13 protein-coding genes, 1 tRNA gene and 1 pseudogene are annotated in these 11,896 nt (G+C 62.0%); 10 read left to right on the top strand and 5 right to left on the bottom strand.

Translation table 11 applies throughout. The annotated features are described in order from the left end of the window. Window positions 1-119 precede the first annotated feature (119 nt). From rph to FSO04_RS12175, 5 genes are all read left to right on the top strand, one after another. Window positions 120-860: a ribonuclease PH gene (rph, locus tag FSO04_RS12195; protein WP_054037414.1), complete on the top strand. Its 741-nt coding sequence runs from the start codon at window positions 120-122 to the stop codon at window positions 858-860. Next, complete coding sequence (gene rdgB / locus FSO04_RS12190) at window positions 853-1,500, top strand: RdgB/HAM1 family non-canonical purine NTP pyrophosphatase (protein WP_168435658.1); 648 nt, start codon at window positions 853-855, stop codon at window positions 1,498-1,500. The genes rph and rdgB overlap by 8 nt, the downstream gene beginning before the upstream one ends. Continuing rightward, window positions 1,497-2,726 carry a radical SAM family heme chaperone HemW gene (hemW, locus tag FSO04_RS12185; RefSeq protein WP_168435657.1) on the top strand — a complete coding sequence of 410 codons (1,230 nt, stop codon included), beginning with the start codon at window positions 1,497-1,499 and terminating at the stop codon, window positions 2,724-2,726. Before rdgB ends, hemW begins: the two co-directional genes overlap by 4 nt. 55 nt (window positions 2,727-2,781) lie before the next feature. Next, window positions 2,782-2,871, top strand: a tRNA-Ser gene (locus FSO04_RS12180). A 522-nt stretch (window positions 2,872-3,393) separates the two neighbouring features. Further along, window positions 3,394-3,852 (top strand): hypothetical protein, encoded by a 459-nt coding sequence (locus tag FSO04_RS12175; protein WP_154559925.1) that lies wholly within the window; start codon window positions 3,394-3,396, stop codon window positions 3,850-3,852. 27 nt (window positions 3,853-3,879) lie between these two features. Here the strand turns inward: FSO04_RS12175 and FSO04_RS12170 are convergent, their stop codons facing one another. The 3 genes from FSO04_RS12170 to FSO04_RS12160 all read right to left on the bottom strand — a co-directional run bounded on the left by FSO04_RS12170 (window position 3,880) and on the right by FSO04_RS12160 (window position 6,011). Then, window positions 3,880-4,284: a RidA family protein gene (locus tag FSO04_RS12170; RefSeq protein ID WP_154559924.1), complete on the bottom strand. Its 405-nt coding sequence runs from the start codon at window positions 4,282-4,284 to the stop codon at window positions 3,880-3,882. An 87-nt stretch (window positions 4,285-4,371) separates the two neighbouring features. Next, entirely contained in the window at window positions 4,372-4,602 is a 231-nt protein-coding gene (locus FSO04_RS12165) for a hypothetical protein (RefSeq protein ID WP_054037416.1), read from the bottom strand. Window positions 4,603-4,790: 188 nt separating this feature from the next. Continuing rightward, window positions 4,791-6,011, bottom strand: a complete 1,221-nt coding sequence (locus FSO04_RS12160) for a Bcr/CflA family multidrug efflux MFS transporter (RefSeq protein WP_154559923.1) — start codon at window positions 6,009-6,011, stop codon at window positions 4,791-4,793. Between the two features lie 249 nt (window positions 6,012-6,260). Between FSO04_RS12160 and FSO04_RS12155 the strand changes: the two genes are divergently transcribed. The 5 genes and pseudogenes from FSO04_RS12155 to FSO04_RS47465 form a co-directional block, all read left to right on the top strand. Next, the gene (locus tag FSO04_RS12155; protein ID WP_154559922.1) at window positions 6,261-6,758 is read left to right on the top strand and encodes a hypothetical protein; all 498 of its coding nucleotides are present in this window, start codon (window positions 6,261-6,263) and stop codon (window positions 6,756-6,758) included. Between the two features lie 91 nt (window positions 6,759-6,849). Then, window positions 6,850-8,133, top strand: coding sequence for a glutamate-1-semialdehyde 2,1-aminomutase (hemL, locus tag FSO04_RS12150; protein WP_154559921.1), 1,284 nt, complete (start codon window positions 6,850-6,852; stop codon window positions 8,131-8,133). A gap of 84 nt (window positions 8,134-8,217) precedes the next feature. Further along, window positions 8,218-9,387, top strand: coding sequence for a bifunctional diaminohydroxyphosphoribosylaminopyrimidine deaminase/5-amino-6-(5-phosphoribosylamino)uracil reductase RibD (gene ribD, locus FSO04_RS12145; protein WP_154559920.1), 1,170 nt, complete (start codon window positions 8,218-8,220; stop codon window positions 9,385-9,387). Between the two features lie 15 nt (window positions 9,388-9,402). Beyond that, window positions 9,403-10,038 (top strand): riboflavin synthase, encoded by a 636-nt coding sequence (locus tag FSO04_RS12140; RefSeq protein ID WP_154559919.1) that lies wholly within the window; start codon window positions 9,403-9,405, stop codon window positions 10,036-10,038. Between the two features lie 328 nt (window positions 10,039-10,366). Further along, window positions 10,367-10,555, top strand: a pseudogene (locus FSO04_RS47465) (hypothetical protein); the annotation flags it as partial. Window positions 10,556-10,674: 119 nt separating this feature from the next. Here FSO04_RS47465 and FSO04_RS46315 read toward each other — a convergent pair. Both FSO04_RS46315 and FSO04_RS12125 read right to left on the bottom strand, forming a co-directional pair. After that, entirely contained in the window at window positions 10,675-11,076 is a 402-nt protein-coding gene (locus FSO04_RS46315) for an avidin/streptavidin family protein (RefSeq protein WP_166618174.1), read from the bottom strand. A 353-nt stretch (window positions 11,077-11,429) separates the two neighbouring features. Beyond that, window positions 11,430-11,894, bottom strand: a complete 465-nt coding sequence (locus FSO04_RS12125; protein WP_154559917.1) for a hypothetical protein — start codon at window positions 11,892-11,894, stop codon at window positions 11,430-11,432. Window positions 11,895-11,896: the final 2 nt, after the last annotated feature.

Here is an 11,896-nt window from a genome sequence, read left to right as displayed (position 1 = left end):
CCCGCCAAACCCCCCGGCCCCGGGGGGGGCCCGCGGGCACCCCGGGCCGCGCCGCCCCCGACGCGATCGGCGGTAAAATCGCGGTTTCCCTCCTGCTTTTCTTCCAGACCAATCCCAACATGACCGACAACACCCAACGCCCCAGCGGCCGCCAGGCCAATCAGCTACGCGACGTGCGCATCACGCGCCACTACACGAAGCATGCGGAGGGCTCCGTGCTGGTCGAATTCGGCGACACCAAGGTCATCTGCACGGCGAGCATTGCCGAGAGCGTGCCGTCGTTTCTGCGCGACCGCGGCCAGGGCTGGCTGACCGCCGAATACGGCATGCTGCCGCGCGCCACGCATACCCGCAGCGACCGCGAAGCCGCACGCGGCAAGCAAACCGGCCGCACCCAGGAAATCCAGCGCCTGATCGGCCGCGCCCTGCGCTCGGTGTTCGATCTCGAGAAGCTCGGCGCGCGTACGCTGCATATCGATTGCGACGTGATCCAGGCCGACGGCGGCACGCGCACGGCCAGCATCACGGGCGCATTCGTGGCGGCGCATGACGCGGTGGCCAAATTGCTGGCTACGGGCCGCATCGAAAGCTCGCCGATTACCGATTACGTCGCGGCGATTTCGGTCGGCGTGTACGACGGTCTGCCGGTGCTGGATCTCGACTACGACGAAGATTCGCAATGCGACACCGACATGAATGTGGTGATGACGGGCGCGGGCGGCTTCGTCGAAATTCAGGGCACGGCCGAAGGCGTGCCTTTCTCGCGCGACGAAATGAATTCGCTGCTCGATCTGGCAAGCGACGGCATCAACACGCTGATCGCGAAGCAGAAAGCAGCGTTGGAGCAAAAGAGTGAGTGAAGTTCGTCAAGGCAACGGCGCTGTTGCGTCTGACTCGCCGCTGAAGAAAGTAGTGCTGGCGTCGAACAACGCGGGCAAGCTGCGCGAGTTCGCGGCGCTGCTCGGCGCGGCCGGCATCGAGCTGATTCCGCAAGGCGAGTTGAACGTGCCGGAAGCGGAAGAGCCGCATCCGACTTTCGTCGAAAACGCGCTGACCAAGGCGCGTCACGCGGCGAAGCTCACCGGCCTGCCCGCCCTCGCCGACGATTCCGGCTTGTGCGTGCGCGCGCTGCGCGGCGCACCCGGCGTTTATTCGGCGCGCTACGCGCAACTCGCCGGCGGTGAAAAGAGCGATGCAGCGAACAACGCGCAGCTCGTTTCAGCCTTGCAAGGTGAAACCGATCGGCGCGCGTATTACTACTGCGTGCTGGCGCTCGTGCGTCATGCGGACGATCCCGAACCGCTGATCGCCGAAGGCCGCTGGCATGGCGAAATGCTGGATGCACCGCGCGGCGCGCATGGCTTCGGCTATGACCCGTACTTCTTCCTGCCGTCGCTGAATGCGAGCGCCGCGGAACTCGAACCGGCGGTGAAGAACGCCAGCAGCCATCGCGCGATTGCCTTGCGCCACCTGCTCGCGCGTTTGACGGAGGAAGCGTGATTCCGATCAAACCGGCGCCTGCCGATATCGGCAACGGCGTCATCAAGGCCTTCACGTCGCCGGGCAGCATTCGCCTGACGTCGTTGCCGCCCTTGGCGTTGTACGTGCACTTTCCCTGGTGCGTGCGCAAATGCCCGTACTGCGATTTCAACTCGCACGAATGGAAAGGCGACACGTTTCCGGAGACCGAGTATCTCGACGCGCTGCGCGCCGATCTCGAGATGGCGTTGCCGCTCGTGTGGGGGCGCCAGGTGCATACTGTGTTTATCGGCGGCGGCACGCCCAGCTTGCTGTCTGCGGCCGGGCTCGACCGCATGCTGTCCGACGTGCGTGCGCTGCTGCCGCTCGACGCCGACGCGGAAATCACGCTCGAAGCGAACCCAGGTACTTTCGAGGCCGCCAAGTTCGCGCAGTTTCGCGCGAGCGGCGTGAATCGCCTGTCGGTGGGCATCCAGAGTTTCAATGAAGCGCATCTGAAGGCGCTCGGCCGGATTCACGACGCGACGCAGGCGCGCCACGCGGTCGAAGTGGCCGCGAACACGTTCGACAACTTCAACCTCGATCTGATGTTCGCGCTGCCGCAGCAGACGCTCGCGGAGTGTCAGGCTGATGTGGAGACGGCGTTGTCGTTCGCGCCGCCGCATTTGTCGCTGTATCACCTGACGCTGGAACCGAACACGCTGTTTGCGAAATTCCCGCCTGCGCTCCCAGACGACGATGCGTCCGCCGACATGCAGGATTGGATTCACGAACGCACGACAGCCGCAGGTTACGAACGCTACGAGGTGTCCGCGTATGCGCAGCCGCATCGGCAGAGCAAGCACAATCTGAATTACTGGCGCTTTGGCGACTATCTCGGCATCGGCGCGGGCGCGCATACCAAACTGTCGTTTCCGAACCGCGTGCTGCGTCAGGTGCGCTACAAGCATCCGACCACCTTCATCGAGCAGGCATTGGCCGGCACGGCAGTGCAGGAAGAGAACGAGGTCGGGCCGCGCGATCTGCCGTTCGAGTTCATGCTGAACGCGCTGCGGCTGGTGGAAGGGTTTCCTGTGCATCGCTTTATCGAGCGCACAGGGCTCTCGATGACCTCCATCGAACCGGCTTTGCAGGAGGCGGAGCGGCGCAAGCTGATTACGCGCGACCACGAAAAGATCGCGCCGACACCGCTTGGCCAGGCCTTCCTGAACGATCTGCAGGCGCTGTTTCTGAAAGATCCGCAGTGATTGCAGCCCCGCCGAGCGCCGCAACGAGGATTTTTCAGGTTACAATTTAGGGCTTGGAGGTGTGGCCGAGCGGTTTAAGGCACCGGTCTTGAAAACCGGCGAAGGAGTGATCCTTCCGTGAGTTCGAATCTCACCGCCTCCGCCAGACAATCAATGAATACGGGCCGATCGGCCCGTTTTTCATTTCTGGCCATCAAAGAATCCGCCCATCGGCGAATGCGCAACGTGTCGAACGGGTAAGCAACTGTAAATAAAGCCCGATTGCACCGAGGCTGCGTAATTTGCTGTCACAAGCCAGGCCGAACGAATGCTGCGCCCGGCTCCTCCAACTCATGAAGAGGGAGGAACCATGCTCAAGTTACTGTTAACGATAGGTTTCGCAGTGGGCCTTACCGGGTGTGTGGTTGCACCACCCTATGGCTACGCACCGGCATACGGATATGCGCCCGGCTACTATGCCGTCCCGAGCGTCAGCGTGGGGGTTGGCGTCGGCGGTTATTACGGCGGCCGCGGGAGGTGGTAATTTCTGGCCAAGCTCGTTCCTGGCCAAGGTCGTATCAGTCAATCTCTCGGCACCACCCGCACTAAGGGGAACCCCTCCCTCAACATCTTGCTCCCATGGTCGATATCAAGACTATCTGTGCGTCAGCACGCCAGGGAGTTGCTCATGAAAGTCAGTACTTTAGCCTGTGCACTAATTTGGGTTGCCGCGAGCGCGGGCGCATCGTCCGCGCTTGCAGGCACGTCAACGGCGCTGTCCGACGACGATAGCGCAGCGGTATTCGGCTCGGCCAGGCTGTCGAATCTGCAGGACGTTGGCGGCAGCGCGAAAGTGGGCGCCTCCGCCGCTACCCTGGGCGCCAATACGCTGAGAGGCGCAAGCGGCAATATCGGCGTGAACGTCTCAGCCGGTGCGCTGAATGCTCAGGCCAACCAGATCATCCTCATCACCACACCGCAAGCAACGATCACCTCACAACAGAATGTGCATGCCGTCGCGCAAGTGACGGGCAGCACCTCCGCCAAACTCGGTGCCGGCTCACTGGCGGCGGTGAGCGGCAATGTCGGCGTGAATATCGCGTCCGGTGTGGGCAATGCCCAATTCAACGGGCTCATCATTCACTGAGTCGCAACGCCTCGACACCACAACGACTTAAACCAGCGCGGTCGCCTCGACCTCGACCTTCAACCCGTAATGCAGGTGTGGAACCGGCACGACGGCCCGCGCCGGCCGTGCCTCACCTGCCCAACGCGCGTAGATCTGATTGAAGCTCGCCCAGTGTTCGACGTCGGCGATATAGACGCGTACCTGCACCAGTTGTGCAATGCTGCTGCCGACACCTTCGAGCGCAGCCTGAACATTCGCCAACACCTGCTCGGCCTGGACCTCGAACGAGGCGTCAGTAAGCTTCTCGCCCTGTGCGTTGATCGGCAACTGTCCCGAGACGAAAACAAAACCATTCGCAATCGCGACGTGACTGTAATGGCCACCCGGTTTTGCCAGGCCAGCGGGATTGTCCATGTGCGGCAAATGCGGGTCGTGCTGGCTAACGGCCATGAATGCAACTCCAAAGTGGATGGCGCCTTCGCGGCGCGTGGCTATGCACAGGACGCTGCATGCCACTCACCGCCCACGTCAGACGCGTCACACGCTAAGCGCATCCAGCTTCTCACGCGCATCGGCGCAACGGCGATTCAGGTCGCGATGCATCAACTGGCTGTCGAGCAGCGCCGATACATCAGACAAACCGTAATCAAAGCGCAAGACGTATTCGATGTCTGTGTAATCGTGATAGGCGCCGCTGTCTGCCAGCTTCTGCGCTTCAGCGAAGGCAGCATGTTGCCGTTCGCCATTCATCAAATCTCTGATCGCCATGATTGCCGCTCCGAGGAACAGTGACGCCATCATAGCAATGCAAATTGAAACGCACGGTCGCGCGCACGCAACACCTGGTGTTTTCCGTAGACACATTGTTCGCGCAGGATGAAGAAGCAAGCATGCCGCGCGTTTCGGCTAAGGAACAATGATCCGCGTTTAGCGAAGAATGCCTGCTCGCGATGCCGTCAAACAGCAGCGACAGGTACCTTCATCCCGTGCCATTTGACTACCAGAATCCGCCCGACGTAACACAGCACGCCCGCGACGCCCACGACGATGCCCATGCCCTTGGGCGAGCCATCCTGCCAGAGTCCGACGGCGAGGCTCGCCAACGCGCCGAGCGCCAACTGCACCGCGCCGAACACGGCGGCCGCGGCGCCGGCATTCAACGGATACCGATGCATAAGATCGGTCGTGCAGTTAGCGGACAACAACCCCACCACGCCGACCACGAAGAACAAACCGAAAACGATCGACCACAACCCGCCCCACCCCGTCAGCGAGACGAGACAAACGAACAGGGACGCGATGCAACTCACAGTCGCGGCGAACGAAATGATCGGCAGTGAACCGAGCCGGCCGACGAGACGCGTATTCATCAAGTTGCCGAACATGATGCCGACGATATTCAGCGCGAACAGAAAGCCATAGTGCTGCGCCGATACATGGAAATATTCGATGTACACGAACGGCGTCGCGGTGATGTACGCAAACATCGACGCGAACGCCATCCCGCCGCACAGCATGTGCCCCCACGCGACCGGATCGCGCAGCAATTTGCCATAGGCGCCGAACGATTTCAGCAGCGCTGAATGCGCACGCTTTTCGGGCGGCCACGTTTCCGGCACCTTGAGGAAAGCGGTCACCGCGCACACCGTACCGAACAGCGTCAGCACGATAAAGACGACGCGCCAGCCGCCGAGCAACAGCAACTGTCCGCCGATCAGCGGCGCGAGCAACGGCCCGATCGACGTGACGATGGCGAGCATCGACAGCACACGCGCGGCATCGGTCGGCCCGTGCGCGTCGCGGGCGATCGCGCGCGCCAGCACCGAGGCCGCGCCCGCGCCGAGCGCCTGCACGAAGCGGAATATCACCAGCGATCCGATCGAAAACGACAGCGCACAGGCCACGCTTGCCAGCGCATACATGATGATGCCGCCGAGCAGCACGGGCCGGCGCCCATAGGTATCCGACAACGGACCATAGAGCAGCATGCCGATCGAAAAGCCGAACATGAAGCTGGTGAGCGTGGTTTGCGCGGCGCCGTTGCTGATGGCGAATGCCTGCGAGATAGTCGGCAGGCTCGGCAAATACATATCGATCGAAATCGGCCCGCATGCGGCAAGCGCACCGAGCAACAGAATCAGCCGGCCATCGGGCCGGCTTCGGGTGACGTGAGACATGGGAATCCAGATGAAGCGCCGCGCCCTCATCGGCAGCGACACGCGGTGAAACAGGGAAAGCAGCAGCTTGACGACCTCGATTGTACGCGACAGCTAAACCGTCCGAGGCGTCCAGGTCCGAATGATAACGGGCCGTTCATGCCCCGCGACAAGCGCGCCGTCGATCGGTTAAGCTGCCGCCAGAACGCTTCGGGGCGTGACACAAACCTGTCCGCTACGCCTTCCACACTGCCCTGTTCCGACCTTGTCATGACTGCCTTCCTGTTGATCTGGAGCCCCAAGAAATGGCCGTGGCCCGAGTTGCCCGACGTGGCGAAACGGGTCGCCGCAGGCGTAGCGGTGGCTGATGTATGGGGTTGCGGATTTGCCCGCAGCATCCTGCCGGGCGACCGCGTGTTCCTGCACCGTGTCGCGCAGGAACCCAAGGGCATTTTCGGCTCGGGCTACGTGACGCGCGCGCCGTACGAAGTCCCCGACCCGGCGACGAAGCGCGGCTACAGGTTGTGCATCGACTTCGTCTACGACTGGGTGGTCGACGCACACGAGGGTGTCGTGATTCCACGCGAGATGTTGCGCACGCATCCGTTTTCGGTGCAAACGTGGGACGCGCAGAGTTCGGGCACCGTGATCAAGCCCATGGCGGAAGGCGCGCTGGAGAAGCGCTGGGCCGAGCTCACGGGCAAGCGCAAGCCGCCAAAGCTCGACACATCCGCCGGCTTGGGCATACCCAAAACCTCTTCACGCTGACTCCGGTACAATTTCTGTACTCATCCCAGCGCCGCGCCAGCCGCCTCCAGGCTACCCGCGCCGCTGCGCAACCCAATTTCCAGCCATCGCCATGTCCAATAATCAGACCCTCTTCGAACGCGCGCAGCGCACCATCCCCGGCGGCGTGAACTCGCCGGTCCGCGCCTTCCGTTCGGTTGGCGGCACGCCGCGCTTCATCGAGCGCGCGCAAGGCCCCTACTTCTGGGACGCGGACGGACAACGCTATACCGACTACATCGGCTCGTGGGGCCCGATGATCCTCGGCCACGTCCACCCGGAAGTGCTGGAAGCGGTCCAGCGCGTGCTGGCCAACGGCTTCTCGTTCGGCGCGCCGACGGAATCCGAAATCGAAATCGCCGAAGAAATCTGCAAACTGGTCCCGTCGATCGAGCAGGTCCGCATGGTCTCGAGCGGGACCGAAGCGACCATGAGCGCGCTGCGTCTCGCGCGCGGCTTCACGAACCGCAGCCGCATCGTCAAGTTCGAAGGCTGCTATCACGGCCACGCGGACAGCCTGCTGGTCAAGGCCGGCTCGGGCCTGCTCACGTTCGGCAATCCGACTTCGGCGGGCGTGCCGGCCGATATCGCCAAACACACCACGGTGCTCGAGTACAACAACGTCGCGGAACTCGAAGAAGCGTTCAAGGCGTTCGGCAACGAGATCGCTTCGGTGATCGTCGAGCCGGTGGCGGGCAACATGAACCTCGTGCGCGCCACGCCTGAATTCCTGCAAGCCTTGCGGCGCCTGTGCACCGAGTACGGTTCGGTCCTGATTTTCGACGAAGTGATGTGCGGTTTCCGCGTCGCCCTGGGTGGCGCGCAAGAGGTCTACGGCATCAAGCCAGACCTGACGTGTCTGGGCAAGGTGATCGGCGGCGGCATGCCGGCCGCGGCCTTCGGCGGCCGGCGCGACATCATGGCTCACCTCGCGCCGCTCGGCGGCGTCTACCAGGCTGGCACGTTGTCGGGCAATCCGATCGCGGTCGCCGCGGGCCTGAAAACGCTGCAACTAATTCAGGCGCCCGGCTTCTACGACACCCTCTCCGCCCGCACCACGCGTCTCGCGCAAGGTCTCGCGAATGTCGCGCGCGAAGCGAAGGTGCCGTTCGCGGCCGATTCGCTTGGCGGCATGTTCGGCCTCTACTTCACCGAGTCGATTCCCACCAGCTTTGCCGAAGTCACGAAGAGCGACGTGCCGCGCTTCAATGCGTTCTTCCACAAGATGCTCGACGCGGGCGTGTACTTCGCGCCGTCGGCCTATGAAGCGGGCTTCGTTTCCATCGCGCACGACGACGCGATCATCGACGCCACGATCGACGCCGCGCGCGGCGCGTTCACCTCGCTCGCGGCCTGAGGCTGGCGAGACACAGAACGAGACGCAGAAACCGCCGAAACCCAGGCCCAACACTACGTAGCCACCGCACCCGATCGGACACCGATGTTTTCGCAAACCGACTTCGTCCATATGGAACGCGCGCTCGCACTAGCCAAGCGCGGCATGTACACGACCGACCCGAATCCGCGCGTCGGTTGCGTGCTCGTCAAGAACGGCGAGGTGATCGGCGAAGGCTTCACGCAACCGGCCGGCCAGGATCACGCGGAAGTGCGCGCGTTGAAGGACGCGCGTTCGCGCGGCCATGATCTGCGCGGCGCCACGGCCTACGTGACGCTCGAACCGTGCAGCCATTTCGGCCGCACGCCGCCGTGCGCGAACGCGCTGATCGAAGCGCAGGTCGAGCGCGTGGTCGCGGCGATGGAAGACCCGAATCCGCAGGTCTCCGGGCGTGGTCTCAAGATGCTGCGCGACGCCGGCATTGAAGTGCGTTGCGGGCTGCTCGCCAACGAAGCGCACGAACTCAACATCGGTTTCGTGTCGCGCATGACGCGCGGCCGCCCATGGGTGCGCATGAAAGTGGCCGCCTCGCTGGATGGCCGCACCGGTTTGCCCTCGGGCGTCAGTCAATGGATTACCGGCGAAGCGGCGCGCGCCGACGGTCACGCGTGGCGCGCCCGCGCGTCGGCGATTCTGACGGGCATCGGCACCGTCCGGGAAGACGACCCGCGCATGACCGTGCGTGCCGTCGACACGCCGCGCCAGCCGCAACGCGTGCTGATCGACAGCCAGCTCGACGTGCCGCCTGACGCGCAGATTCTGGCCGGCGCACCCACGCTGATTTTCTGCGGCAATCTCGACGAACGTCACACTGAACGAGCCGCCGCACTGCGCGATCGCGGCGCGGAGATCGTGCAACTGGCGAACGCGTCCGGCAAGGTCGATTTGCCCGCCATGCTGAAAATACTCGGCGAGCGTAACGTCAACGAACTGCACGTCGAGGCGGGCTACAAGCTGAACGGTTCGCTGCTGCGCGAAGGCTGCGTCGACGAACTGCTGGTCTATCTTGCGCCCAGCCTGCTTGGCGTAGACTCGATGAGCATGTTCAATCTGAACGCGCCGGAGACGCTCGACGGCCGCACGCAACTGAACTTCCACGCAGTCGACCGGATCGGCGACGATCTGCGGATTCTTGCGCGCTTTGTGCCCCGCGCCGTGCCGAATCCTGCACCCGAAGCCGGGACCGAGCCCGCACCCCAACCAACTTCGAATTGATCAAGGACTAGCACGATGTTTACAGGAATCGTCGCGGCGGTGGGCCGCATCGAATCAGTCAAACCCCTCGGCACGGATGGTGACGCGGGCGTGCGCCTGAACGTCGAAGCCGGCGGCCTCGAACTCGAAGACGTCCAGCTCGGCGACAGCATCACGATCCAGGGCGCCTGCATGACGGTCGTGGCAAAGACCGCGCATTCGTTCGAAGTCGACGTGTCGCGCGAAAGCCTGAACTGCACGGCGGGCCTGGGCGAGACCGGCGAGGTCAATCTCGAGAAGGCGCTGCGCGCGCATGACCGGCTCGGCGGTCATATCGTCTCAGGCCACGTGGACGGCCTCGGCACGGTCACGTATTTTGCGCCGGTCGGCGAATCGCACGAACTGCGCGTGCTGGCGCCGCGCGAGATCGGCCGCTATCTGGCTTATAAAGGCTCGATCACCGTCAACGGCGTGAGCCTGACCGTCAACTCGATTAAAGATCGCGACGATGGCTGTGAGTTTTCGATCAATCTGATTCCGCACACGGTGCAGGTGACGTCGCTGAAGAATTTGCGCGAGGGTTCGCCGGTCAATCTGGAGATCGATCTGATTGCGCGGTATGTGGAGCGGATGCTCAGCACGTCTCAGGACGGCCATAACCCATTGAAATAACTGGCATTTTTCAAGAACCAGCATACTCGGCTGTCTCACTGCGTCCAGCTAAATCTACGGTTTCGTGACGGTATACTTGACGGTATACCGTCGTTTTCTGCGCCAAGTATACCGTCACGCCTCCGGAAAAACGCCTCCCCGAGGGACCCAAACCGGTTGTCTGCCGCGCCGGCATTAGGATTGGCGGGACTCCCTGGAGATAGAGCAGAGCGTAGAGTTCGCGACATTTTGCAGGTTTTCGACGTAGGCCGCTTCGACGTCGAAAAACTGCATGCCAAACACCACATCGACGACCTGTCACGCCACCAGACGCCCTGTACAGACATAGGATTACCGAGTCAGCTACGAACACAGCCTCAAAAGCGATCCGGACGCGTTCATCGTTCAGGTTCCGTCGCAACTCGTAGACGGAATTCCTGGCAACATGCCGCGCGCACTCCTGCCCGAGTACATCACCGAACTCATCCTGAGCCGGTCGCCGACCATCGGCAAGATCCGGAACCTTCGGATTCTCTGACCGCCACGTGCCTCCCGCAGGCAAGTGGAACGCTCGCAACTGCGAAATGCGCATCTGACCTAAGCCGGCAAGGAAGCGTCATCTCCCGGAAGCAATGAGATTTCGCGTTTGCTCATCGTTTACTGCCAGAACGAGTCCGCGCCAGCTTTCACCGTGCGCCATTGTTGCTCAGGGTTCAGTTCGTCTGGAACGGCCATCACTTCATACCACAAGGTCAATATCTGCGACTTCCCCGCCGCGTCTACGACGCCGTGCCCAACCCAAGACGTAATCGCTTCTCCCCAGTTAACGCGAAAAGAGATCAGGTCGCCAGATACGGTACCCGACAAGGGGAATGGAGGCGTTGGTCCTCCTTGATCGCTGACTGCACTAACGTATGTCCCGGTAACATCTCCGCTAGCCGAAACGGTGAGGTCCATAAACGAGGTAAGTTCATTTACCCAATGGCCGTTGAAATCGACCGTCGCGGTAGGAGCTACAGTCTTCGTCGAGAAATACGTTTGTTCCGCACTCTTGATCATTATGGCCTCTTCGCTAGGTGTTAACCCTTGGATGATGTTTACTGCACATCGGACGACCGCTTCATAATAGTAAATGGACTCCGGAACTAAAAGACGGCAATACGGGCGGGGCAGAGATGCGCTCCCTGCATACCAGTTCAAGCTCGCCGACGACGCGGAAGGAGGCAAAGTCGTTGTCGATTTGTCAGACAAGCCAGCGAGTGGCCGGTGTACGCTACTACGGGGCGTCTGAATCGAGTCGCCATGACTGGCGGCATCGGGTCGTGAGACGGTGATCATCCGTCACAGTCCGGCCATGCGAAGGTCCGCTGTCGAACTGCCCGCCGAACCCGCAACAGCCAAGCCGACCGCAGCTACCGAACCGTTCTGCGTCTCACGACCGTTCCCTGCAGAATGCGACGATTGATTTTTTCCTTCCAGGCTTTCTGTGCCGACGTAAGAAGCCTCTTTCGAGCAGTCGCCCGAAGGAAGTCAGATTCCTTGTCGAAAAGAAAGCCCCTGGATTCGGCGTAGGCAATCACCGCCAAGTTCGGATTTGCTGCTGGGTTCTCCCTGATGCGCCGAAGACCATCAAAGAGATTGCCCGTGTCAATTCCAATGAACCGGTTCACACATACGTTACCGACATAGGTCTGATGCCCGGTCACCGTATTGCGGATGTAGCAATGCTCCTTGATATCCTGACCGCATGGGCATGAATCAAACTCGTCACTAACCTCGACGGACTCAAGAATCCACTCGGTTCGCGCCGCTTCGAAAGTACGCGACCGAGAAAGCGGCAGGATATGCTCCCGCAAGCGCTCGAAATTGTGACTCATGA

It is taken from the genome of Paraburkholderia madseniana (assembly GCF_009690905.1).
Lineage (GTDB): Bacteria > Pseudomonadota > Gammaproteobacteria > Burkholderiales > Burkholderiaceae > Paraburkholderia > Paraburkholderia madseniana.
The sequence above is the reverse complement of the archived record's forward strand: the minus strand, read 5'-3'. Positions and strand labels throughout refer to the sequence as shown.